The sequence below is a fragment of the Rhodococcus baikonurensis genome (genome assembly GCF_040489275.1).
Classification (GTDB): Bacteria; Actinomycetota; Actinomycetes; order Mycobacteriales; family Mycobacteriaceae; genus Rhodococcus_F; species Rhodococcus_F baikonurensis.
Genome location: NZ_JBEUOQ010000006.1, coordinates 18,077 through 40,656 on the forward strand (window position 1 = coordinate 18,077; position 22,580 = coordinate 40,656).

Sequence of the window (22,580 nt, forward strand, 5' to 3'; positions counted from 1 at the left end):
TTTGTTTCATTTATCCTACTTTTGGGGGAGTGAATGCATTTTTGATTGCCGAGGTGAATTGTCATCTGTTTGGATGACAATTGAAATACCTTCGCTGTTGGTAATTGTCGGCATGTGTTAATTTTGGCGCAATTCCACTCGGGATATGTGAAAGGTATTTCAATGTCGACTAATTCCACCCGACGTATCGGCGTCGTCGTAGCACTGCTCGGAGCAGCCGCTCTCACCGCTCCGGCGATGGCCGGTGCGCTTCCGTCCACGGGTTCACTCGGCTCTGCTGCGCCGGAAGCCTCGTGCTCGACTCTGTCCACCGAAGCGACGCCGAACGGATGGGGCATCCCGTTCACCGACGAGAAGGACCAGACCGCGTCGTACACGGCCGACAACGTTCTCGACAAGGACGGTTCACTGAAGCTGGCCGTCGACGGTACCGGCGATCGTTCGGTTTCCTACCATTCGGCAGGCGGTATCAAGCTGTCCGACGCAGTCGGCAAGGCGATCGGCTTTGCCGAGCGCGCCGCCACGCCGACTGCGGCGTTCCAGCTCCGCCTCACCGGAACCACCGGCGGAAGGTTCGAGAACGGATTCACCACCCTGGTGTGGGTCCCGGGACCCGACGCGACGCCGACGGCTGACGGCGGCGTTCACGCGGATCTCCAGAAGGGGGTGTGGTGGAGCACTCAGAACATCGACGGTGCCAAGGATCGCGTGTCCGTTCCGTTGGCAGACATCGTCGCCGCGAACCCGAACGCGGTGGTCGACCACTACGGCGTCAGTGTGGGCACCGGTTCCGCCGCCACGTCGACGCTGGTCGATGCAGTGCAGTTCAACGGATGCACCACCAACTTCGCGAAGAAGGATCCGGCTTCGGGAACAGGTTCGCTGGGCGACGTCTTCGGCAGCCTGTTCGGTAGCTAGTCGCTGGTAAAAGTACTGGTAGGAGTTACTTCCACCAGTCATCGAGTGGTGTGACCGGCACCGTGCGCTTGTGACGAGTGTTGGTGAACATCTTCTCGAGCTTTTCGGCTACCTCGGAGGAAACGTCCTTTCCTTCGAGGTAGTCGTCTATCTGGGAGTACGTGACGCCGAGGGCAACTTCGTCGGGCAGTGCGGGCCGGTCGTCCTCGAGGTCGGCGGTCGGCACCTTGCGCCACGTGCTCTCGGGTGCGCCCAATTCCTGCAGTAGCGCAGCGCCCTGACGTTTGCTCAGGCCGGTGAGCGGCGTGATGTCGACGCCGCCGTCACCGAATTTCGTGAAGAAGCCGGTAATCGCTTCTGCGGCGTGGTCGGTACCGATCACCAAGTAGCCGAGCTGACCGGCAATCGCATATTGAATGACCATTCGTTCGCGCGCCTTGATGTTGCCACGGACGAAGTCGCGTAGTTCGCCGTTCCCCAACGCCTCGGAGGCCTCACGGGCTGTGGCGTCGGCACCTGGCTTGACGTTGACCGTGAGTGAGCGGTCCGGCTTGATGAATCCGAGTGCGATCTGAGCATCGGACTCGTCGGCCTGAGCACCGTAGGGGAGTCGAACAGCGACGAACTCGGCCTCGTGGCCTTCTTCGCGGAGTTCGGTGACCGCACGTTGGGCGAGGGCGCCGGCGAGCGTGCTGTCCTGACCGCCGCTGATTCCCAGAACGAATCCTTTGGCGGGGGTCGAGCGCACGTAGTCCTTCAGGAACTGGACTCGCGCGCGAACCTCCGCTGCGGCGTCGATTGTCGGCTTTGCGCCGAGTTCTTCGATGATGCTTTCACGCAGTGTGGCCATGAATGGACTCTAGCGATGTGAGCAGGCGCGCGCAGTGCCACCACAACGTGGGCGGTACGGTCGCGCACATGAGTGCGAACAACGTTCTGGTGGTCAGTGCGACGAAGTCGGAAGCGGCCTATGTGCCGCAAGGATACGAACTGCTGATCACAGGTATTGGAAAGGTCAGTGCTGCAACAGCAGTCGCCTCTGCTCTGGCGCGGTACGAGCGGGAAGATCTGCCGCTGGTCGTCAACATCGGGACCGCCGGTGCGCTGCACGCGCACCACGGCGGCCTCTATGTTCCCGGCGTCGTCATCAATCACGACATCAGCAGCACCGCGATCCGAGCACTGGGGCACGACGTCGCGGACCGTTTGGTGCTCGCCGACGGAGACGACTCCGTGCTGGCGACCGGCGACGCATTCATTGCCGACGCTGCGACCCGGGACGCCCTCGCTCAGCGAGCCGATCTGGTCGACATGGAGGGTTTTGCCATCGCCTTCGCCGCGCAGGCCGCGGGTGCCACCTGCCGGCTCGTCAAACACGTCAGCGACCATGCGGACGACTCGGCCCTGGATTGGCCCGCGATGATCGATGCCAGCGCCCGCGAATTGGGACGCTGGCTGGTGAACAACGTCTGATCAACCTGCAGCGTCCGATCAAGCCTGCGCAGTCAGTATCAAGCCGGTGTTGTCGGGCTTGCGCAGGGTCAGCGTGTCGGCGTCGACGGTGTAGCTCACTTCACCGTCGAGTACTGCCAGGATCTGGCGCTCGATGTCCATGTTCTCCTCGGGGCAAGCCATACGCGTGGTTGCCATCGGCGTGAACGTGACTGTGGTGTCGGATACCTGGGCGCTTCCGGTCATGCGATTGCATCCGGTGGTCCCGCTGACCGAACCGTCTGCGGCAATCGTGAGTTCAGGAGCTGACGTCTCCAGAGCCAGGCTCGTACTGATCGCGTCGGGGCTGATGAGTGACGTGACGGTCCACGTCGTGCCCTGGAGCGGTCGATCCGGCGTGACGATCTTCTTGTCCTGCAGGGTCACTGTGGCGTCGTCCGATGTCAGGGTGAGGGTGTCGCCGTCGAGGCTCCACGTCGGCGCGGAGGTCAGCAATGTTGTTGTCCAGGTGTCGGATTCGGCGATGCCGGGAGGGCAGCCCATCATGGTCGATGCCATGGTGCCGGTGGTCAGCTTGCCGTCGGTGAACTCGATCGAGCCGTTTGCCGTGTTGCATCCGGCGCTCGCGGACACTCGACCCGCTTGGCTGAAATCGAGAGTCAGCGGGCCGCCGCCGGGAATTTGTGTTCCGTCGACGGAGGTCGAGATGAAGACGCGGCCGGAGGGGTCCGTCTTGTCCTCGGGGGAGTCGGACGAAGCGGAGCAACCGCTTACCGCGGCGATGGTCAGGAGGCCGATGACGGCAGCTGCGATGCGCATGGGCTCACATTAAGTGGTGGGACGGATCTGGGGAGTCAACATCGAGTAACGCGCCGGGCAAGGTCTTCCCAGCCGGCGGCCAGGCGCTCGGTGGTCATCCCGAGATCGCGCACCTGATGAAGGACAAGCGACGCTTCGAGCGGTGCCAACAGTGCCGAAGCGAGCAGATCGAGGTCGCCCTCGACGCCGGCTCCTCGAAGAAGTCCGATGACGTGAGCGATGCCGAGTGCTCGTGCCGGACCGCCGAAGCGGTATTCAGGAGCGTTTTCCGCCGCTCGGAGGACTTCGCCCTGTACTTCCACCATGGCGATCCGGGCTCGTCCGAACGCGATGAGGCGCTCGATCGGCGGCGCGCCAGGACCCAACGGTGGGGGGCCGAACATGAATGCCTGCTGCAGTTCTCGCTCGGTGTGATCGAGCAGTGCCTGCATCAGTCCCGATCGATTGCCGAAGCGCCGAAAAACTGTGCCCTTGCCCACACCGGCTCGGCACGCGACGGCATCCATCGTGACCGCGTCGACACCTCGCTCGGCGACGAGGAGGGCTGCGGCGTCGAGCAGAAGTACGCGGTTACGTGCTGCGTCACCGCGCTCGACGGGTACGGCGCCGATCTGGGGGAGGGGGATTGCGCTCACGGGATCAGGTTACAGGGCCGAGGAATGTAAGTGGACCGCGGTCCGTTTAGTTGATATAACTTTCAACCGGAGCCACCAACCGCACCACTCTCGAAGGAATCTCGTTATGTCACAGACCAATGTTCTCGTTCTCGTCGGCAGCCTGCGCGCCGGATCCGTCAATCGCCAGCTTGCCGAGACGGCTGTGTCCGCCGCACCCGAGGGTGCAACGCTGACGGTCTTCGAAGGCCTCGCCGACGTCCCCTTCTACAACGAAGACATCGACGTCGAGGGTGCTTCCATTCCCGCTGTCGACGCACTGCGCGCCGCTGCGAGCGACGCTGACGCGTTCCTGCTCGTCACCCCCGAATACAACGGCACCATCCCCGCAGTTCTGAAGAACGCCATCGACTGGATCTCGCGTCCGTACGGTGTCGGTGCAGTCAAGGACAAGGCTGTCGCAGTCATCAGCGCTTCGCCCAGCGGCAACGGCGCCAAGTGGGCGCACGAAGACACCACCAAGGCAGTCCGCATCGCCGGCGGCAAGGTCGTCGAGGACACCGCACTGAGCATCGGTGGAACCGGCGCACTGTTCGGTGAGCTGCACCCGCGTGAGAACGCAGAGGTGCTCGCTCAGGTCTCCAAGGTCGTCTCCGACCTCGTCGACGCCAGCAAGCAGCTCGTCAACGCGTAAACCGTTTCTCGAGTGAGGGCCATGCCGGAAGGTGTGACCCTCACTCGTATGCGAGCGAGGGTCATACGTCCGCTAGAGCCCTTCGCGTTCCATCGCGTCGTCGACGGCGTCGCGAACCGACTCGAAATCCTTGCCGGCCAACATCGCTTCGCCCATCGCGGCATCGATACGGTCGGCGACGACTGCGTACCGACGCTCCCAGTTCTCCTTGTCCTCCCGCCAGTAACCCATCACGTGCATGCGGGTTGCCGGGATTTCCCATGTTCGACGCAGATGGGCGCGGATGCGTCTGGCGGTCGCGGCCTCGACTGCGCACCAGATGTAGCCCTCGCCGGGAGGCATGCGAACGCCGGCCAATTCGGCGAGCAGTGAGTCTGCTTCGTCGATCCATCGGTAGTGAGCGTCGGCGCGCGTCGTGAACGTCTGCTGTTCGCTCGGCGCGGGCACTTGTGCAATGACGTGGATCGGTAGATCGTCGGGTGCTTCTTCCAAGATCCGCCCGATCGCGGGCAGGGCGGCGTGATCGGCGACGAGTAGCAGCCAGTCGCACTCTGCCGGCGGCGTGAACCACCCGCTCGCAGTCGAGAGATGGACGGTCGCGCCCGGTTGCGCATTCTCGGCCCAGAGTGCCGCTCCGCCGTGGCCGTGGAGAACGAAGTCGATCTCCAGTTCGTTCTTCGACGGCTGCCAGCGTCGGACCGTGTAACTACGGGCGTGAGGGGGATCGAGGGGGAATCTGACGAGCACCCGTTCGTCGGGGCTCCCGCTCGTCTCGAAGTCGCTCAGGCCCGCGCCGCCGAAGGTGATTCTGCGCATCAGTGGTGTCACCTGCTGCGTTCTCGTCACGGTTGCCTGGTGGCGCGGAGCTTCGTCCTTCGGAGGTGTTTCCACGACGCTCATGGTAGGTCCGAGAAGTGGTTTTCAGATGCTGTCGAGCCCGCGACCGAAATGTGACGCGCGACACGCCGACGCGCCGGAAGTTGTGTGCGCTGAACAGGGGCGACCTGGGAATTTCAACGATGTGACTCACAACATCTCGCGTTATGTGTTTCTGTCGGCCACTAGGTGTAGTGTCTTGAGCACTGAGAGACCACAACGCGGAACGCCTCGAGCGAGACTCCGGCAATCGGTCGAATCGGTGCTGAACATCACTACATCGGCCTTTGTTGGCTAAGCGAAAGAGGGACTCTCATGAGCATCACCGTCTACACCAAGCCCGCTTGCGTTCAGTGCAATGCCACCTACCGCGCCCTCGACAAGGCCGGTCTCGAATACAACGTCATCGACATCACCGAGGATGCCGAAGCCCGCGACTACGTCATGGCTCTCGGGTACCTCCAGGCACCCATCGTGGTTGCCGGTGAAGATCACTGGTCGGGCTTCCGTCCCGATCGCATCAAGACCCTGACCGTCGCTGCTTGAAGCGCCGCAGTGTCGGCGGTGGAGACCTCCGCCGACACATCTGAGTAGTTCCGGGCACCGTACAAGAAAATGGTGACAACCGATGACTTCGCTGGTCTATTTTTCCAGCGTGTCGGAGAACACCCACCGATTCGTTCAACGTCTCGGCCTGCCTGCGACACGTATACCCATCCATGACCGTGACGGCTCATTTCGCGTAGACGAGCCCTATGTGCTGATTCTGCCCACCTATGGTGGCGGGGTCACCGTGACAGGGCGCGACACCAGTTATGTGCCGAAGCCGGTCATTCGTTTTTTGAACAATCCACACAACAGGTCGTTGATCAGAGCAGTGATCGCGGCGGGAAACACCAATTTCGGTGAGTCCTTTTGCTATGCAGGAAACATCATTTCCCAGAAATGCCACGTTCCTTTTCTGTACCGGTTCGAACTCATGGGCACTGCCGAAGATGTCGACCGAGTACGAGAAGGCTTGGGGGAGTTCTGGAATCATCTCGAAACAGAGAAGGAGCACGGGCAGTGGCGCCAACCATCACTGACACGATCGCGGCAGGAAGCGTAGAGCGTGATGCACGCGGCGGCGATTCCACCAACGGTCTCGACTACCACGCACTCAATGCCATGCTCAACCTGTACGGCGCCAACGGCGAGATCCAGTTCGAGATGGATGTCGCTGCAGCCCGTCAGTACTTCTTGCAGCACGTCAACCAGAACACCGTGTTCTTCCACAATCTGGACGAGAAGCTGGACTACCTCGTCGAGGAAAACTACTACGAGCCAGAGGTTCTCGATCAGTACTCACGTACTTTCGTGAAGTTCCTGATCGATCACGCGTACGCCAAGAAGTTCCGCTTCCCGACGTTCCTGGGTGCGTTCAAGTACTACACCTCCTACACGCTCAAGACCTTCGACGGTAAGCGCTACCTCGAGCGTTTCGAAGATCGTGTCTGCATGGTTGCGCTCACCCTGGCTGCAGGCAACGAAGACCTGGCCGTCGAACTCGTCGACGAGATCATCGCCGGACGCTTCCAGCCCGCCACCCCGACGTTCCTGAACTCGGGCAAGAAGCAGCGCGGCGAGCCCGTGTCCTGCTTCCTGCTTCGTATCGAAGACAACATGGAGTCCATCGGTCGCTCCATCAACTCGGCACTGCAGCTGTCCAAGCGCGGTGGCGGTGTTGCCTTGCTGCTCACCAACGTTCGTGAGCACGGCGCGCCGATCAAGAAGATCGAGAACCAGAGCTCGGGTGTCATCCCGATCATGAAGCTTCTCGAGGACTCGTTCTCCTACGCCAACCAGTTGGGTGCGCGTCAGGGCGCCGGTGCTGTGTACCTGCATGCGCACCACCCCGACATCTACCGCTTCCTCGACACCAAGCGTGAGAACGCCGACGAGAAGATCCGCATCAAGACGCTCTCTCTCGGCGTCGTGATCCCGGACATCACTTTCGAACTGGCGAAGAAGAACGAGGACATGTACCTGTTCTCGCCGTACGACGTCGAGCGCATCTACGGAGTTCCGTTCTCCGACATCAACGTCTCCGAGAAGTACTACGAGATGGTCGACGACAAGCGAATTCGCAAGTCCAAGATCAAGGCTCGCGAGTTCTTCCAGACCGTCGCCGAATTGCAGTTCGAATCGGGCTACCCCTACATCATGTTCGAGGACACGGTGAACCGGGCAAACCCGATCGAAGGCAAGATCACGCACTCGAACCTGTGCTCGGAGATCCTGCAGGTTTCGACGCCTTCACTGTTCAACGACGACCTGTCCTACTCGAAGGTCGGCAAGGACATCTCCTGCAACCTGGGTTCGCTGAACATTGCGAAGACCATGGACTCGCCCGACTTCGCCAAGACCATCGAAGTGTCGATCCGCGGATTGACAGCGGTGTCCGACCAGACGCACATCTACTCGGTGCCGTCGATCGAGCAGGGCAACAACGACTCCCACGCCATCGGCCTCGGTCAGATGAACCTGCACGGATACCTCGCTCGTGAGCGGATCTTCTACGGCAGTGAAGAAGGCATCGACTTCACGAACATCTACTTCTACACCGTGCTGTTCCACGCACTGCGTGCGTCGAACAAGATCGCCATCGAGCGCGGCTCGTACTTCAAGGGTTTCCCGGAGTCGAAGTACGCCTCGGGCGAATTCTTCGACAAGTACACCGACCAGGCCTGGGAGCCGGCAACCGACAAGGTTCGCGGACTCTTCGCCGATGCGAAGCTGCACATCCCCACCCAGGACGACTGGCGTGAGCTGAAGGCTTCGGTTCAGAAGCACGGTATCTACAACCAGAACCTTCAGGCCGTCCCGCCGACCGGCTCGATCTCGTACATCAACTACTCCACCAGCTCCATCCACCCGGTGGCGTCGAAGATCGAGATCCGCAAGGAAGGCAAGATCGGTCGCGTCTACTACCCGGCGCCCTACCTGACCAACGACAACCTGGAGTACTACCAGGATGCCTACGAAATCGGGTACGAGAAGATCGTCGACACCTATGCTGCCGCAACGCAACACGTCGACCAGGGCCTGTCGCTGACACTGTTCTTCAAGGACACCGCCACCACGCGCGACATCAACAAGGCGCAGATCTACGCGTGGCGCAAGGGAATCAAGACGCTGTACTACATCCGTCTGCGTCAGATGGCACTCGAAGGCACCGAGGTCGAGGGCTGCGTTTCCTGCATGCTGTAAATGGCTTCGCCCCCGTGGACCTTTTCGGTAGTGACTGCTACCGAAAGGCTCACGGGGGCAGCTTGCTTTTCAGGCTTGCTCGTCAAGCCGGCGGACGGCCTGGACCGTGCATCTTGCCGGCGTTCTTCGGCATTCGACCGTGCTCGGTGAGTGCGCGCCGAAGGAGAAACTCGATCTGGGCGTTGGTACTTCGGAGATCGTCGGCGGCCCAGCGGGCAAGCGCGTCGTGCACCGCTGGGTCCAACCGAAGAAGGATCTTCTTACGCTCGGATCGAGGAGCTGGATCCGTGGCCATGTGGCCTTTCCTTTACTGGTAGAGCGAACCGGTGTTCAGCACCGGTTGTGCGTCGCGGTCGCCGCACAGCACGACCAGAAGGTTACTGATCATCGTCGCCTTGCGTTCCTCGTCGAGTTCGACGACGTGCTTTTCCTCGAGCTGCTTGAGTGCCATGTCGACCATGGACACCGCACCTTCGACGATCTGCTGACGGGCGGCGATGACAGCGCCCGCCTGCTGGCGCCGAAGCATTGCGCTGGCGATCTCGGGTGCATACGAGAGCCGGTTGATGCGTGTCTCGATCACTTCGACACCCGCCGCACGCACGCGGGCGTGAACCTCCTCCGACAAGGTGGTGGTGATGATATCGGCGTTCTCGCGCAACGAGACTCGGCCTTCGGCGTCGTACGGATAGCTGCCGGCGATATGGCGGACGGCCGCCTCGGTCTGCACCGAGACGAACTCCTCGTAGTCGTCCACCTGGAACGAGGCGAGCGCTGTGTCGGCCACCTGCCAGACGACCACCGCCGAGATCTCGATGGGATTGCCGTCGGCGTCGTTCACCTTCGCCTGACCGGTCTCGTGGTTTCGGATACGCGTCGAGATCGATCGACGGACAGTCAGCGGATTTGTCCACCGCAGTCCCGGCGTGCGCAGGGTGCCGCTGTACGAGCTTCCCAGGAGTTGAAGAACTCGGGCTTGATTCGGTTGCACCAAGGTCAGGCCCATCAGCAAGGGGAGTGACGCGATGAACAGCACCACTCCGACCGGAATCAGGGCGAAGAGTCCCAGAACTCCGCCAACGACGGACAGTGCGATTCCGGCCAGGAAGAGAAGTACGCCGCCGAGGAGCATCCAGCTGCCGGACAGGTCCCAGCCTGGGCGTTCGGCGATCGTTGTGGTGGCGACACCGGTCGGTTTCTCGGCCACGGTGGGTGTGCTGGTCATGCGAGACTCGCTTTCCATCGGTAAGTGATATTTAATTGATATCACATTTTTTGTACTCGTGGAGGGGCGCGTGCGACACATGTTGTTGTGTTGGCATCGCGGACCCGACACAACGGGTAGTGTTCAGGCAAGCCAACATTCGGCAGTATCTCTCTCGCTAGGTAGGAATTATGGTCAAGCTGGTCAGTCGCGTTTCCGCCATCAACTGGAATCGCGTCCAGGACGAGAAGGACGCCGAGGTGTGGGATCGCCTCGTCAGCAACTTCTGGCTGCCCGAAAAGGTGCCGGTCTCCAACGACATCCCGTCCTGGGGAACGCTGACCGCGCAGGAGCAGCAGCTCACCATGCGCGTCTTCACGGGCCTGACGTTGCTCGACACCATTCAGGGAACCGTCGGCGCCGTCAGCCTCATCCCGGACGCGATCACCCCCCACGAAGAAGCGGTCTACACCAACATCGCCTTCATGGAATCGGTGCACGCCAAGAGCTACAGCTCGATCTTCTCGACGCTGTGCTCCACCCCCGACATCGACGACGCGTTCCGCTGGTCGGAGGAGAACCCGAACCTGCAGCGCAAGGCGCAGATCGTTCTCGACTACTACAACGGCGAGTCGCCGCTCAAGCGCAAGGTCGCCTCGACGCTCCTCGAGAGCTTCCTCTTCTACTCCGGCTTTTACCTGCCGATGTACTGGTCATCACGCGCCAAGCTCACCAACACCGCAGACCTCATCCGCCTGATCATCCGCGACGAGGCCGTGCACGGTTACTACATCGGCTACAAGTACCAGAAGGGCCTCGAACAGCTCACCGAGGCCGAGCGTGAAGAGCTCAAGAACTACACGTTCGAGTTGCTCTTCGAGCTCTACGAGAACGAGGTCGACTACACCCAGGACCTCTACGACGGCGTCGGCCTGACCGAGGATGTCAAGAAGTTCCTGCGCTACAACGCCAACAAGGCGCTCAACAACCTCGGTTACGAAGGCCTCTTCCCGAAGGACGAGACGGACGTCAATCCGGCTATCCTGTCGGCACTTTCGCCGAATGCGGACGAGAATCACGACTTCTTCTCCGGCTCGGGTAGCTCCTACGTCATCGGCAAGGCCGTCAACACCGAAGACGACGACTGGGATTTCTAGAGCGACGACCCGCCTTTACATGCCGAAGCCCGACTCCTGCACACGCAGGAATCGGGCTTCCGTCATGTACGGGGGAGTGGACTAGCGCTGAAACCACGCTTCCGGCTTGTCCAGCAACGCTTTTGCGAGGCGCAGACGCGAGGTTTCCGTCATGTCCGACGGCAGTTCGCTCGGCGCGAACCACGCGACCTCGAGGTTTTCGTCGTCCGCCACGTGTGCATCTCCGCCGGTCCACCTGGCCAGGAAGCACACGTCGAGATACTGGGTCACATCACCGTTGGGGTACGTAATGGGCTCTGTGACATCGACACTCGTGATCCGAATCAATTCGGCGTCGACGCCGGTTTCTTCCTTCGCCTCGCGCACCGCCGCCGACGACGGCTCCTCGCCAGGCTCGAGAACGCCGGACACAACGGCCCACTGACCGTTGTCGGCGCGGCGGGTGAGCAAGACCCGGCCGTTGTCGTCGCGGATCACGACGCTTACTCCGGACAGCCAGAGCGGCGCATGACCGACCTTCTCGCGCAGTGCGACAATGAATTCGGGGATCGGCATGATCAGAACCCGAACATCACAGTTGTGGCGAGCCGCCTCGAAGGTGGGAGTAGTCGTTCGTTCCGGTCAGCTCGCATATCCGTTCAAGGTTCCCTTCAAGTCCGCCAGTACGGCCCGGGCGGCAGTCATCCCGTTTCCGTTCCAGATGTCGTCTTCCGCTACGAACACACGCCGGTCGGTGGCAGCGGCGAGGTCCTGCCACTGGTCGCTCTTCATGATCTCGGTGCCGTAGGTCCGACCGTTCGGCCCGTCGAAGAGTACGTAGATCAAGTCACCTTCGGCGGCGCTGAGATCGTCGGCCGAAATCGGTGCTGTGGTCGCATCGGTCAATCGCTGCGCCGGTGGGCGCCGGACGCCGACGTCGCTGAGGATCTGTCCGGCGAAGGATGCGGGTCCCTCGATCTGCAGGTCCTTCGAACCGAACCGAACCACTGATGCCTGCGTCTGCGATGCATTCAATGCGTCGCCGAGCTGCACGACGTCCTGCTGGTAGCGGTCGAGCTCCGTCGCAGCTGCGGACGAACGGCCAAGTGCCTGGCCGGCGAGGGCGAACTGCGCTTTCCAGTACACGGGATCCGAGCCGGCGAACACGGTTGGGGCGATGGCGTCGAGTTGCCCGTACAAACCGTCGGACGCCGGACTGGACCCGAGGATCAAGTCCGGCGCGGCGGCCTTCACGGCGTTGACGTCGGGTGCGCTCACGGGGCCGACGCTCGGAATCTCCGAGATACCGAAACCGAGGTACGACGGTTGAGGCGAGTCGACGCCGGTTGCGGCGCCGACTACCCGCTCCCACAGACCGAGGGCGCACACGGCGTCCATCGAGACGCTGTCGAGGACCACGATCCGTTGGGGGTCGGAAGGAACCTCGGTTTCGCCCGCAGTGTGTACGACTCGACGCTTCACCTCAGGGCCGGCACCCGGGTCGGCCTGCGTCGACGTCGGGCACGCGGTGGCGGTGTCGCGTTCGATGCCCATCACGCCGGCACCGGCGATCGACGTAGTGGTCCGGACGATGGTGCTCGCGGGATCGTCCGACGAGTCGGACGAGCAACCGCCGAGGACGAGCATCGTGGCGGCGATCCCCAGGATCGAGACACGACGAACGGACGTGCGGGCGATCGTGCGTGAGAGAACAGACGTGCGCGAGAGAACGGACGTGCGTGAGAGAACAGACAAGTCGACGGCTTCCTGTGTGAGCGGGCGCCGTTCAGGTTAGCCGTTCGACTCAGCTGTTCTGCTTGTCCACCTCGAACGTGTCCGAGAGGTCGTCGAGGATCATGTGGGCGCCCTGGATGCTGACCGGCGACATCCACCGTGAATCGTCCACGTCGACCTTGCGTCCTCGAAGGGTCTGCCACAGCGGGCTCTCGAGGAACGGCTTCGCAGCTTCGGCGCTCTTGCCCTCGGCGTCCTGCCAGGTGCTGATGAAGATGACGTCCGCGTCGGCTTCGTTGATCAGCTCGGGGCTGATCTTCATCATGATGTTGCCGGCATCGGCGGGGTCGGGCCCCTGGTTGTCCGGGCGCTTCAATCCGGCGTCCTGAAGGACGATGCCGCTGAACGAAGTGGTGCGGTAGAGGCGAGCCGTCGGTTCACCGGCGAATCGGACCACCGAGATGACCGGGTTGTTCGCCTTCTCGTTGATTTCCTTGCCGACTGCAGTCGCTCGAGTTTCGTATTCGGTGATTTTCGCCTCGGCCAGCGATTCCTTGCCCAACGCTTCACCGACCAGGCGGATGTTGTCCTTCCACGTCGGACCGGTCGTCTGGGTGAAGACAGTGGGCGCGATCGCGGACAGTTGGTCGTAGTTCTTCCCGTCGCGGACCTCGGCGGAGATGATGAGGTCCGGTTGCAGTGCGGCGATCTTCTCGAGGCTCGCGCTGCTGACAGTGCCGACCGAGACGGCGTCCGCGGCGAATTCGTCCCTGGACGATCCGAGGTAGTCGGGCAGACCGGGCTCGCGGTAGTCGACGTAGCCGACGAGCGGGGATTCGAGGAGGAGGACGGCGTCGGTGAAGCTGTTGTCGAGCGCGACGATCCGCTGGGGTGCGGCCGGGATTTCGGTGCTCCCACGGAAGTGCTCGACGGTACGGGGGAATGCGCCCGACTCGGTCGAGGTGGTGGCTGCAGCGGGCTCGTCGTTACTCGAGCAGGCTGGAACGACCAAGGCGATCGAGGCTGCGACCGCTACCAGCGCGGCCCGGCGGGGAAAGAATTTCACTGATTGACTCCTGAGATGAGTTAGGCGAGGGTGACCTTATCAGTGGAGGAGTTGGCCGAAAACGGACACCGGCCGAATTCTTCGACGGGTACGACACGCCGATTCGGAAGTGGTTTCGGACTCCCGAGGGAACATAAACCGCAGGTCGTTCGTTCGGTGCCGTGAAAAACGGATGCTCGAGTACGACGCAGAGTAGGACCGGGTCGCGGTGCCTCGGAGTCACGGTCTACGATTCGATGAGCGCAAGCCAGAAGCCGTTGTCCGCAGCCCGGGCGACGGACCCTGCGGGCGCAACCAAGGGCTCTTTGACGGAGTCTGCGGAGCGACCAAAGGCACATTCAGGAGGATCAGTGACTGCCGTAGCGCCCCAGCCAGTCCCCACGATAGCGCCGGCCAGGCCTTACCCGCCGCGGCAGGGACCCAAGGGCTCATTCATTTTCAAGATGATCACGACCACCGATCCCAAGGTGCTCGGAATCATGTACTTGGCGACTTCCATCGCCTTCTTCCTCATCGGTGGCCTCATGGCACTGATGATGCGTGCCGAACTTGCTGTACCCGGTATGCAGTTCCTTTCCAACGAACAGTTCAACCAGCTGTTCACCATGCACGGCACGATCATGCTGCTGCTGTACGCGACCCCGATCGTCTTCGGTTTCGCGAACTACATTCTTCCGCTCCAGATCGGTGCGCCCGACGTCGCGTTCCCGCGTCTGAACGCGTTCAGCTACTGGCTGTACCTGTTCGGCGCGATCATCACGACGGCCGGATTCGTCACGCCCGGTGGCGCAGCGGACTTCGGTTGGACGGCATACACGCCGCTGACCAGCGCGCTGCACAGCCCCGGCGTCGGCGCCGACCTGTGGGTCTTGGGTCTGGCTGTCGCCGGCCTCGGCACCATCCTCGGTGGCGTCAACATGGTCACCACCGTGATCTGCCTGCGCGCACCCGGTATGACCATGTTCCGCATGCCGATCTTCACCTGGAACATCTTCATCACCAGCATCCTGATCCTGCTGGCGTTCCCGCTGCTGACCGCTGCATTCATGGGCCTGTTCGTCGACCGCCATCTCGGTGGACACATCTTCGACCCGGCAACGGGCGGTGTGCTCCTGTGGCAGCACCTGTTCTGGTTCTTCGGTCATCCCGAGGTGTACATCATCGCGCTGCCGTTCTTCGGCATCGTTTCGGAGATCTTCCCGGTCTTCAGCCGTAAGCCGATCTTCGGCTACAGCGGTCTGGTGTACGCAACGTTGGCCATTGCCGCTCTCTCGATCGCTGTGTGGGCTCACCACATGTACGCAACCGGCGCTGTCCTCCTGCCGTACTTCTCGTTCATGACGTTCCTGATCGCCGTGCCGACAGGCGTGAAGATCTTCAACTGGATCGGAACGATGTGGAAGGGGCAATTGACCTTCGAATCGCCGATGCTGTTCTCGATCGGCTTCCTGATCACCTTCCTCTTCGGTGGTCTGTCGGGTGTCATCCTCGCGAGCCCGCCGCTCGACTTCCACGTCACCGACAGCTACTTCGTCGTCGCCCACTTCCACTACGTGGTCTTCGGTACGGTCGTGTTCGCCACGTACGCCGGTATCTACTTCTGGTTCCCGAAGATGACCGGTCGCATGATGGACGAGCGCCTCGGCAAGTGGCACTTCTGGACCACGTTCGTCGGTTTCCACGGCACGTTCCTCGTTCAGCACTGGCTCGGTGCCGAAGGTATGCCGCGTCGGTACGCCGACTACCTGCCTTCGGACGGGTTCACCGTGCTCAACTCGGTCTCGACCATTTTCGCCTTCGTGCTCGGTGCCTCGACGCTGCCGTTCATCTGGAACGTCTTCAAGAGTTACCGCTACGGCGAAGTGGTCACCGTCGACGATCCGTGGGGTTACGGAAACTCGCTGGAGTGGGCGACCACCTGCCCGCCGCCGCGTCACAACTTCACCGAGTTGCCGCGCATCCGTAGCGAGCGTCCGGCGTTCGAGCTGCACTACCCGCACATGGTGGAGCGGATGCGCGCAGAAGCGCACGTCGGCCCCGGTCACGGCGGGAAGAACGCCAGCACCGTACTCGAAGATGCTCGTCACGAGCCGCTGACAGTCGGGGACGAAGGCGACCCCGGCACCGACAGCCGCTCCTGAGCGAAGTAACACACTGAAGTAATCAGCGAAGGCCCCGCCCGAGTAACGGGTGGGGCCTTTCGCTTGGCACAATAGTGACGATCAAGACGCGAACGAAGAAACGATCGGAGTTTTCGGTGGGTGCCTCTGACACCACTGTTCTGGTGACTGTGACCGGGCCGGACCGCCCTGGCGTCACCTCGGTACTGTTCGCGGCGCTGTCGCGGCACGATGTGCGTCTGCTCGACGTGGAGCAGGTGGTGATTCGAGGTCGACTGACACTCGGGGTCATGGTGGCCTGCCCGAACGATCCCGAAGCTCTTCAGGAAGAGCTCGAACAGGCGATGGCGACGGTCGGAATGAACGTCGACATCGAAATCGGTGCCGATCCCGGGCGACCTGCAGTGTCCACTCACGCCGTCGTTGTTCTCGGCAGCCCGGTCAATGCTCGCGCCATGCGCTCGGTAGCACGCGAACTCGCGAAGCAGGGCGCCAACATCGACTCCATCCGTGGTGTCGCCGATTATCCGGTCACCGGCCTCGAACTCAGCGTCAGCGCAGCCGATACTGTCGACGGCGACGCGAAGCTGCGTACCGGACTCGCCGAGGTCGCCGCTCTCGAAAACGTCGACATCGCAGTCGAGCGCGCAGGTCTCGCTCGCCGAGCCAAGCGTCTGATCGTGTTCGACGTGGACTCGACGCTCGTTCAGGGCGAGGTCATCGAGATGCTCGCCGCCAAGGCCGGAGTCGAGGACGAGGTCCGCGCCGTCACCGAAGCTGCGATGCGCGGCGAGATCGACTTCACCGAATCACTGCACCAGCGTGTGGCGACACTCGCCGGACTCGACGCCTCCGTCATCGACGAGGTGGCAGAGAGCATCGAACTGACGCCGGGAGCGCGCACCACGATTCGCACGCTGCGCCGCCTCGGATTCCACTGCGGCGTGGTGTCCGGCGGTTTCCGCCAGGTCATCGAAGGCCTCGCACACGAACTCGAACTGGACTTCGTGCACGCCAACACCCTCGAGATCGTCGACGGCAAGCTGACCGGACGTGTGATCGGTGAAATCGTCGACCGCGCTGCGAAGGCCGTCGCGCTGCGCAAGTTCGCCGATCAGGTCGGTGTTCCGATGGAACAGACCGTCGCTGTCGGTGACGGTGCCAACGACATCGACATGCTCAACGCCGCGGGCCTGGGTGTGGCGTTCAACGCCAAGCCTGCGTTGCGGGAGGTCGCGGACGCGGCTTTGTCGCATCCCTTCCTCGATGCCGTGCTGTTCATTCTCGGTGTGACCCGCGACGAGGTCGAGGCTGCGGACGCCGTCGACGGTGGCGTACGACGCGTACCGATTCCATGAGTTCCGATCCAGCTTTCAGTTCCGATCCAGCAGTCAGTTCCGATCCAGCTGTGATGTCCGGCCCCGATTCTCGCTGGCGCGAGCGCCACGCGGTGTTGGCTGCCGGCTACGGAGGGCGAGACGACCCCGCGGATCCGGCGCTGGTGCTGGCCATGCCGATCGTTCTCCACATTCCGAAGGCAGATCGGCCCAAGCGCACCGCACTGCTCGAGGCTGCCGCAACGGCGGCAGTGGCGCTGTGTCTGGACGAACGCGTCGGGTTCACCGAAGACGGGGAGCCCGGCCCGTGGCACGAGGACTATTCGGCGTGGGTGGGTGCCCGGATCCGGAAAGTGTCTCGCCGAGCGCGTGGAGTCCAGTGGCTCGCCGCGCAAGAGGTGCCGGGAATCACCGTCGACGTGGATGGCGCCCAGGCGAGGGCTCTGGTTCCCGGGCCGGTCGGAGAACTGGACCCGCGAATCAAGAAGTTGCAGATCGGTGGCACCGACCTCGAGCACGACGAGCCTGGCGAGCCCGAGCCCGGCATTCCGGTGCTGTGGATCGACTCGGCGCTCGAGATGACGGTAGGCAAGGCGTCGGCACAGGTCGGGCATGCCTCGATGTTATTGGCAGCGGCCATGTCCGAGAAACAGTGCTGGGCATGGGCGCAGAACGACTTCCGTTGCTCGGTACGCGACGCAAGTCCGAAACAGTGGGCCGAGGCAGTAGGTCGATTGAAGAGGTCGGAGGCCGTCGCGGTGCGCGATGCGGGGTTCACGGAAGTGGCACCAGGCTCCATGACAGTCATCGCTGTTCCGTAGAGACCTCACCCGACCAGTCCAGTGTCGGCAACTTGGCTATGGATGAACAGTCCAGTGGCCTTCAAGATGGTCGAGTGCTGATACGGAGATTCGCCTCGCTGTTCGTCGGTCTGTGGTTGTACGGCTTCTCGATGGCCATGATGATCACTGCCGGCCTCGGACTGGACCCCTGGGATGTGTTTCATCAGGGTGTGGCCGAGCATGTTTCGCTCAGTTTCGGTGTGATCACTGCCATTACCGGTGCGGTGGTACTGCTGCTCTGGATTCCGATCCGTCAGCGGCCAGGATTCGGCACGGTCGCGAATGTCGTTGTCATTGCAATCTCGGTGGATACTTCACTGGCCTTCTTGCCGGTCTTCGATTCCATGCCAGTTCGTGCCGTGATCATGGTCGCGGGCATCCTCCTCAACGGTCTGGCCAGCGTTCTCTACATCGGCGCAGGCATGGGGCCGGGTCCCCGCGACGGGTTGATGACAGGACTGGTCGCGCGCACCGGCTTGTCGGTCAGGCTCGTGCGTACCAGCATCGAAATCGCGGTCCTCGCTACCGGATGGCTTCTCGGTGGAACCGTTGGCGTCGGAACCGTGTTGTACGCCTTCGGGATCGGGCCGACCATTCAATTCCTGATCAAGGTGCTGCCGGATTCCATGACAGCAGCGGTTACCGGCGGACGTGACACCGAACGTAAGGCCAAGACCGTGGGTCCGGTCAACGAGATCTCGGTGCCGACGGGAACTTCCGCCGTGGAGGCAGGTTCGCCGGTCGGTGACGCCGAATCGAACGATGCAGTCAAGGTGCCGTCGAACCATTCCGGAGTGCCGACCGTGACCTGAACCGGTCCGCCGGAATGCAGAATCAGGAGCCAACTGTCGTCACCGAGCGGGCGCCCGGTCCGAGTGTGAGACCGAACGTCGGCTCCGTCGATCCAGGCCTGCAGCGTTCGGTGACTCTCGTCGTACCATGCGGTGTCGTCGAACTCGACGCCGGCAGAGTCGAACCAGACGAGGTCCGGGTGCTCCAGTCTCCTTCTGCCTTCGAAGAATTCGGGCTGACGCAACGCCGGTGCCGCTCGGCGTAACCCGAACGCTCGGGAGACGAACTGCACCAACGACTGATCGGCCCTCGCCCAGTCCAGTGCCCACGAATCGGCTGGGGAGGCAAGTGTGGGAACACAATACGCGTTGTTGTTTCCACCCAGGCTGTGGCCGAACTCGTCTCCGGCGGTGAGCATCGGTGTGCCTGTCGACAGCACGAGTGTGGCCAGTAGCGCCCGTACGTGACGTGCCCTGGCGTCCTGAATCTCGGGATCGGTGCTCGGGCCTTCGATTCCGTGGTTGAACGAATCGTTGTGATCGGCGCCGTCACGATTGTCTTCACCGTTGGCCGCGTTGTGCTTGTGGTTGTATGCCACGAGATCGGCGGCGGTGAAACCGTCGTGCGCCGTGACGAAGTTGATCGACGCCCAGGGGCGACGGCCGCTGCCGGCAAAGATGTCCTCGGAACCGGCGAGGCGCGACGCGACCTTCCGAACGCTGGAGCCGCCGTTCCAGAACTGGCGAATGGTGCTGCGGTACTTGTCGTTCCATTCCGACCACTGGAGTCCGAAGTTTCCGACCTGGTAACCGTCGGCCGTCGCATCCCACGGTTCGGCGATGAGCTTGCACCGAGTCAGGACCGGATCGGAGGAGATGGCGGACAGGATGGACGCGCGCTGGTCGAAGGCCCCGCCGCGCGGCCGACCCAACGCGCTCGCGAGATCGAATCGGAAGCCGTCGACACCCATTTCGGTGGCCCAGTAACGGAGGCTGTCCGTGATCATGCGGACGGCGATGGGGGAGCAGGCGTCGACCGTGTTGCCGCACCCGGTCAGATCGATGTCGCGGCCGTTGCCGTCGAGAAGGTAGTAGCCAGGGCCGTCCAAACCTCGCCAGCTGACACTGATTCCGTCGACGCTCTGCTCGCAGGTGTGGTTGTAGACGACGTCGAGGATGACCTCGATGCCTGCCGCGTGGAGTGCGTCGACCATGATCCGGAACTCGGTGACTTCGCCGCCCGGAGTTGCCGCGTATCCGGGATGCGGGGCGAAGTACGACGCCGTCGAGTATCCCCAGTGATTGCGCATCCCTCGCTCGCGGACGCTGTGTTCGGTCAGAAACGCCTGTACGGGAAGCAGTTCCACCGCGGTGACGCCGAGTGAGACGAGGTGATCGATCACAGCCGGTGCCGTCAGGCCGAGGTACGTTCCGCGGTGGGCGGCGGGAACTCCTGGATGAGTGGCGGTGTATGCGCCGACATGCAGTTCGTAGATCACGCTTTCCTCCCACGGCGTCTCGAGGCGGGCCGAGGCGGGAGCGAGGCCGGGAGTCACCACGGACAGCGGCACGTGGCCGAGCGAGTCGAGCGTCGACGGGTCGCCGAAAGGATCGTCGGCGTACGACAGGAGGGCGCGGTGGTCACCGAGTTCCCCTTCGATGCGGCGCGCCCACGGATCGATGAGCAGCTTGTGTGGATTCAGTCTCAGTCCGGCACGCGGATTCCACGGGCCGCTCGCCCGAATTCCGTACCGCTGCCCCGCGCCGACCCCGGCGATGATCCCGTGCCAGATTCCGTACGTGTGTTGCCGGAGTTCGACGCGATCTTCGTTTCCGTCCTGGTCGATCAGGCAGATCTGGACGCTCGACGCAGCTGGGGCGTGGACCGCGAACTGGGTTCCGGAGTCCACGATGTGGGCGCCGAGTGGGAATGGAGACCCGGGCGTCGGGGCGGGAGTTTCGATGAGAGGCGACACGCAAGATGATCCTGCCGTGAACGGTCGGAGAATGTGCGGGAAGATGTTCGGGTGCCGCTACCTGATCCAGATCTGCTCATCGATTTCGACAACGTACTCATCCGCCGGGGAGGGTCCACTCTTGTGGGGCCCGTCACCTGGAAAGTGGAGCTGGACGAGCGATGGGTGGTGCTCGGACCCAACGGTGCCGGCAAGACGTCGCTGCTGCGAATCGCAGCCGGTGAAACTTTCCCGACCAGCGGTTCTGCCCACCTCCTCGGTGAAGCTCTCGGCAAGGTCGACGTCAACGAGTTGCGCCCGCGAATCGGATTGTCCTCGTCGTCGTTGGCGAACCGCGTGCCCGGCGACGAGAAGGTCAGCGACCTCGTCGTGTCGGCCGGCTACGCCGTCCTCGGTCGGTGGCGCGAGGAGTACGAATCCATGGACACCTCGCGTGCTGTGGAGATGCTCGAAAGCCTCGGTGCCGAGCACCTGGCGGATCGGACGTACGGGACGCTTTCCGAAGGCGAGCGCAAGCGAGTCCTCATCGCGCGAGCCCTGATGACCGATCCCGAACTTCTTCTTCTGGACGAGCCCGCCGCTGGGCTCGACCTCGGTGGCCGTGAGGAACTCGTGGCCAGACTCGCAGAACTGGCTGCCGATCCGGACGCCCCGGCTACCGTTCTGATCACCCATCACGTCGAGGAAATCCCGCCGGGCTTCACGCACGCACTCCTTCTCAAGGAAGGTGAGGTCGTCTCCCAGGGTCTTCTGGACGACGTGATCACCGCCGAAAATCTGAGCGCGGCATTCAGCCAGTCCATCAGCCTCGACAAGGCGGACGGCCGATACTTCGCGCGACGTGCGAGGCCGTCCGGAGCTCATCGCGCGTGAGCGTCAGTGGGACCTGAAATGCGGCCCAGATCACAGATCGCGTAGGTTCGCGAAGCATGGCTAACGAGAATGCAAACGCTGTCCCCGAGCCCAATGATGCGTCGACCGTCATCTTGGTGCGCGATGCCGAATCCGGTATCGAGATCTTCCTGCTTCAACGAGTGCAGGGGATGGCGTTCGCCGGTGGCATGACGGTCTTCCCCGGCGGCGGCGTCGACAAGTCAGATGCGACGGCCGAGGTCGAGTGGGCCGGCCCTTCCGTCGAGTGGTGGGCCGAGCGATTCAGCACGGATGTGGCTCGGGCGAAGGCTCTCGTCTTGGCTGCGGTGCGGGAAACTTTCGAGGAGTGCGGCGTCCTGCTCGCCGGACCGACCGCGGACACCGTCGTCGCGGACACGGCCGGCTACGCACAGGACCGCGTTGCTCTCGAAAAGCACGAGCTGTCGTTCAGCGATTTCCTGAAGAAGGAGAACTTGGTCCTGCGAACGGATCTGCTGCGGCCGTGGGCGAACTGGATCACGCCGGTGGGCGAGACACGCCGCTACGACACCCGATTCTTCGTCGCAGCGTCACCGACCGGACAGATCGCGGACGGGGTCACCTCCGAGGCCGCCGAGGTGCGTTGGCAGAGCCCGCAGGACGCGCTGGCGCACTGGCGGGAGGGTGGCAGCATCCTGTTGCCGCCGACGTGGAGCCAGCTGACCGAATTGGCCAAGTTCAGCTCGGTGGCGGAGATACTCGCAGCCGAGCCGGAGATCCCCGTCATCCTGCCGACGCTGATCACCGACGAGGAAACGCTGCGCGTCGAATTCCCGAACCAGGACGGTTACTACACCGCCGGACCGCATCCGTGGTCGATCAAGGTGGCAAAGTAGATTC

General features: G+C 62.7%; 22 protein-coding genes and 1 pseudogene. 13 read left to right on the top strand and 10 right to left on the bottom strand.

All coding sequences use genetic code 11. The annotated features are described in order from the left end of the window. Nucleotides 1-162: 162 nt before the first annotated feature. Nucleotides 163-918 (top strand): hypothetical protein, encoded by a 756-nt coding sequence (locus ABWI03_RS15595; RefSeq protein WP_235171945.1) that lies wholly within the window; start codon nt 163-165, stop codon nt 916-918. A gap of 25 nt (nt 919-943) precedes the next feature. On the opposite strand, the gene nadE is transcribed toward ABWI03_RS15595, so the two are convergent. Further along, the gene (gene nadE / locus ABWI03_RS15600) at nt 944-1,768 is read right to left on the bottom strand and encodes an NAD(+) synthase (RefSeq protein WP_166809712.1); all 825 of its coding nucleotides are present in this window, start codon (nt 1,766-1,768) and stop codon (nt 944-946) included. 68 nt (nt 1,769-1,836) lie between these two features. Here nadE and ABWI03_RS15605 point away from each other — a divergent pair, with 68 nt between their 5' ends. Continuing rightward, on the top strand, nt 1,837-2,391 hold the full coding sequence (locus ABWI03_RS15605; protein WP_095969294.1) for a nucleosidase: 555 nt from the start codon (nt 1,837-1,839) through the stop codon (nt 2,389-2,391). Nucleotides 2,392-2,409: 18 nt separating this feature from the next. Here ABWI03_RS15605 and ABWI03_RS15610 read toward each other — a convergent pair whose 3' ends face one another. Both ABWI03_RS15610 and ABWI03_RS15615 read right to left on the bottom strand, forming a co-directional pair. Further along, complete coding sequence (locus ABWI03_RS15610; RefSeq protein WP_020907230.1) at nt 2,410-3,189, bottom strand: META domain-containing protein; 780 nt, start codon at nt 3,187-3,189, stop codon at nt 2,410-2,412. A gap of 35 nt (nt 3,190-3,224) precedes the next feature. Then, entirely contained in the window at nt 3,225-3,824 is a 600-nt protein-coding gene (locus tag ABWI03_RS15615; protein ID WP_019747883.1) for a TetR/AcrR family transcriptional regulator, read from the bottom strand. A 106-nt stretch (nt 3,825-3,930) separates the two neighbouring features. On the opposite strand from ABWI03_RS15615, the gene ABWI03_RS15620 reads away from it, so the two are divergent. Continuing rightward, a complete protein-coding gene (locus ABWI03_RS15620) occupies nt 3,931-4,497 on the top strand; it encodes an NAD(P)H-dependent oxidoreductase (RefSeq protein WP_019747884.1) in 567 nt (188 codons plus the stop codon). A 72-nt stretch (nt 4,498-4,569) separates the two neighbouring features. Here the strand turns inward: ABWI03_RS15620 and ABWI03_RS15625 are convergent, their stop codons facing one another. Then, nucleotides 4,570-5,397: a siderophore-interacting protein gene (locus ABWI03_RS15625; protein WP_235171949.1), complete on the bottom strand. Its 828-nt coding sequence runs from the start codon at nt 5,395-5,397 to the stop codon at nt 4,570-4,572. A 291-nt stretch (nt 5,398-5,688) separates the two neighbouring features. Between ABWI03_RS15625 and nrdH the strand changes: the two genes are divergently transcribed. The 3 genes from nrdH to nrdE all read left to right on the top strand — a co-directional run bounded on the left by nrdH (nt 5,689) and on the right by nrdE (nt 8,622). After that, nucleotides 5,689-5,919: a glutaredoxin-like protein NrdH gene (gene nrdH, locus ABWI03_RS15630; RefSeq protein ID WP_003944717.1), complete on the top strand. Its 231-nt coding sequence runs from the start codon at nt 5,689-5,691 to the stop codon at nt 5,917-5,919. An 82-nt stretch (nt 5,920-6,001) separates the two neighbouring features. Beyond that, on the top strand, nt 6,002-6,481 hold the full coding sequence (nrdI, locus tag ABWI03_RS15635) for a class Ib ribonucleoside-diphosphate reductase assembly flavoprotein NrdI (protein WP_003944767.1): 480 nt from the start codon (nt 6,002-6,004) through the stop codon (nt 6,479-6,481). Beyond that, nucleotides 6,439-8,622 (top strand): class 1b ribonucleoside-diphosphate reductase subunit alpha, encoded by a 2,184-nt coding sequence (nrdE, locus tag ABWI03_RS15640; RefSeq protein ID WP_003944756.1) that lies wholly within the window; start codon nt 6,439-6,441, stop codon nt 8,620-8,622. Before nrdI ends, nrdE begins: the two co-directional genes overlap by 43 nt. A gap of 82 nt (nt 8,623-8,704) precedes the next feature. Here the strand turns inward: nrdE and ABWI03_RS15645 are convergent, their stop codons facing one another. Together ABWI03_RS15645 and ABWI03_RS15650 are read right to left on the bottom strand one after the other, a co-directional pair. Further along, on the bottom strand, nt 8,705-8,917 hold the full coding sequence (locus ABWI03_RS15645) for a type II toxin-antitoxin system antitoxin (protein ID WP_003944723.1): 213 nt from the start codon (nt 8,915-8,917) through the stop codon (nt 8,705-8,707). Between the two features lie 12 nt (nt 8,918-8,929). Then, nucleotides 8,930-9,847: an SPFH domain-containing protein gene (locus ABWI03_RS15650; RefSeq protein ID WP_172436491.1), complete on the bottom strand. Its 918-nt coding sequence runs from the start codon at nt 9,845-9,847 to the stop codon at nt 8,930-8,932. Nucleotides 9,848-10,017: 170 nt separating this feature from the next. On the opposite strand from ABWI03_RS15650, the gene nrdF reads away from it, so the two are divergent. Next, nucleotides 10,018-10,983 carry a class 1b ribonucleoside-diphosphate reductase subunit beta gene (nrdF, locus tag ABWI03_RS15655; RefSeq protein WP_003944744.1) on the top strand — a complete coding sequence of 322 codons (966 nt, stop codon included), beginning with the start codon at nt 10,018-10,020 and terminating at the stop codon, nt 10,981-10,983. An 81-nt stretch (nt 10,984-11,064) separates the two neighbouring features. Here nrdF and ABWI03_RS15660 read toward each other — a convergent pair whose 3' ends face one another. The 3 genes from ABWI03_RS15660 to ABWI03_RS15670 all read right to left on the bottom strand — a co-directional run bounded on the left by ABWI03_RS15660 (nt 11,065) and on the right by ABWI03_RS15670 (nt 13,762). Then, a complete protein-coding gene (locus ABWI03_RS15660) occupies nt 11,065-11,538 on the bottom strand; it encodes an NUDIX hydrolase (protein WP_200315399.1) in 474 nt (157 codons plus the stop codon). 66 nt (nt 11,539-11,604) lie between these two features. Further along, nucleotides 11,605-12,609 (bottom strand): iron-siderophore ABC transporter substrate-binding protein, encoded by a 1,005-nt coding sequence (locus ABWI03_RS15665; protein ID WP_298780577.1) that lies wholly within the window; start codon nt 12,607-12,609, stop codon nt 11,605-11,607. Between the two features lie 157 nt (nt 12,610-12,766). Continuing rightward, a complete protein-coding gene (locus ABWI03_RS15670) occupies nt 12,767-13,762 on the bottom strand; it encodes an ABC transporter substrate-binding protein (RefSeq protein ID WP_214886212.1) in 996 nt (331 codons plus the stop codon). A gap of 350 nt (nt 13,763-14,112) precedes the next feature. Here ABWI03_RS15670 and ctaD point away from each other — a divergent pair, with 350 nt between their 5' ends. The 4 genes from ctaD to yczE all read left to right on the top strand — a co-directional run bounded on the left by ctaD (nt 14,113) and on the right by yczE (nt 18,873). After that, on the top strand, nt 14,113-15,903 hold the full coding sequence (gene ctaD / locus ABWI03_RS15675) for an aa3-type cytochrome oxidase subunit I (protein WP_020907234.1): 1,791 nt from the start codon (nt 14,113-14,115) through the stop codon (nt 15,901-15,903). A gap of 116 nt (nt 15,904-16,019) precedes the next feature. Next, complete coding sequence (gene serB, locus ABWI03_RS15680; protein WP_020969288.1) at nt 16,020-17,240, top strand: phosphoserine phosphatase SerB; 1,221 nt, start codon at nt 16,020-16,022, stop codon at nt 17,238-17,240. Between the two features lie 53 nt (nt 17,241-17,293). Further along, nucleotides 17,294-18,040, top strand: a complete 747-nt coding sequence (locus ABWI03_RS15685) for a peptidyl-tRNA hydrolase (RefSeq protein ID WP_298780574.1) — start codon at nt 17,294-17,296, stop codon at nt 18,038-18,040. A 38-nt stretch (nt 18,041-18,078) separates the two neighbouring features. Further along, a complete protein-coding gene (yczE, locus tag ABWI03_RS15690; protein ID WP_325100628.1) occupies nt 18,079-18,873 on the top strand; it encodes a membrane protein YczE in 795 nt (264 codons plus the stop codon). On the opposite strand, the pseudogene glgX reads toward yczE, so the two are convergent. Then, nucleotides 18,786-20,828: pseudogene (gene glgX / locus ABWI03_RS15695) on the bottom strand (glycogen debranching protein GlgX); the annotation flags it as partial. The gene yczE and the pseudogene glgX overlap by 88 nt on opposite strands. 51 nt (nt 20,829-20,879) lie before the next feature. Here glgX and ABWI03_RS15700 point away from each other — a divergent pair. Continuing rightward, on the top strand, nt 20,880-21,701 hold the full coding sequence (locus tag ABWI03_RS15700) for an ABC transporter ATP-binding protein (RefSeq protein WP_298780442.1): 822 nt from the start codon (nt 20,880-20,882) through the stop codon (nt 21,699-21,701). Between the two features lie 56 nt (nt 21,702-21,757). After that, on the top strand, nt 21,758-22,576 hold the full coding sequence (locus tag ABWI03_RS15705) for an NUDIX hydrolase (protein WP_298780440.1): 819 nt from the start codon (nt 21,758-21,760) through the stop codon (nt 22,574-22,576). Nucleotides 22,577-22,580 lie beyond the last annotated feature (4 nt).

Bases quoted from the DNA above. Each gene is read 5' to 3' on its own strand.
- ABWI03_RS15595 (WP_235171945.1), top strand. From the start codon at position 163: ATGTCGACTAATTCCACCCGACGTATCGGCGTCGTCGTAGCACTGCTC.
- ABWI03_RS15705 (WP_298780440.1), top strand. From the start codon at position 21,758: ATGGCTAACGAGAATGCAAACGCTGTCCCCGAGCCCAATGATGCGTCG.
- ABWI03_RS15625 (WP_235171949.1), bottom strand. From the start codon at position 5,397: ATGAGCGTCGTGGAAACACCTCCGAAGGACGAAGCTCCGCGCCACCAG.
- ABWI03_RS15605 (WP_095969294.1), top strand. From the start codon at position 1,837: ATGAGTGCGAACAACGTTCTGGTGGTCAGTGCGACGAAGTCGGAAGCG.
- nrdF (WP_003944744.1), top strand. From the start codon at position 10,018: ATGGTCAAGCTGGTCAGTCGCGTTTCCGCCATCAACTGGAATCGCGTC.
- yczE (WP_325100628.1), top strand. From the start codon at position 18,079: ATGGATGAACAGTCCAGTGGCCTTCAAGATGGTCGAGTGCTGATACGG.
- ABWI03_RS15650 (WP_172436491.1), bottom strand. From the start codon at position 9,847: ATGACCAGCACACCCACCGTGGCCGAGAAACCGACCGGTGTCGCCACC.
- nrdH (WP_003944717.1), top strand. From the start codon at position 5,689: ATGAGCATCACCGTCTACACCAAGCCCGCTTGCGTTCAGTGCAATGCC.
- ABWI03_RS15620 (WP_019747884.1), top strand. From the start codon at position 3,931: ATGTCACAGACCAATGTTCTCGTTCTCGTCGGCAGCCTGCGCGCCGGA.
- nrdI (WP_003944767.1), top strand. From the start codon at position 6,002: ATGACTTCGCTGGTCTATTTTTCCAGCGTGTCGGAGAACACCCACCGA.
- ABWI03_RS15645 (WP_003944723.1), bottom strand. From the start codon at position 8,917: ATGGCCACGGATCCAGCTCCTCGATCCGAGCGTAAGAAGATCCTTCTT.
- ABWI03_RS15685 (WP_298780574.1), top strand. From the start codon at position 17,294: ATGTCCGGCCCCGATTCTCGCTGGCGCGAGCGCCACGCGGTGTTGGCT.
- ABWI03_RS15610 (WP_020907230.1), bottom strand. From the start codon at position 3,189: ATGCGCATCGCAGCTGCCGTCATCGGCCTCCTGACCATCGCCGCGGTA.
- nadE (WP_166809712.1), bottom strand. From the start codon at position 1,768: ATGGCCACACTGCGTGAAAGCATCATCGAAGAACTCGGCGCAAAGCCG.
- ABWI03_RS15660 (WP_200315399.1), bottom strand. From the start codon at position 11,538: ATGCCGATCCCCGAATTCATTGTCGCACTGCGCGAGAAGGTCGGTCAT.
- ABWI03_RS15665 (WP_298780577.1), bottom strand. From the start codon at position 12,609: ATGCTCGTCCTCGGCGGTTGCTCGTCCGACTCGTCGGACGATCCCGCG.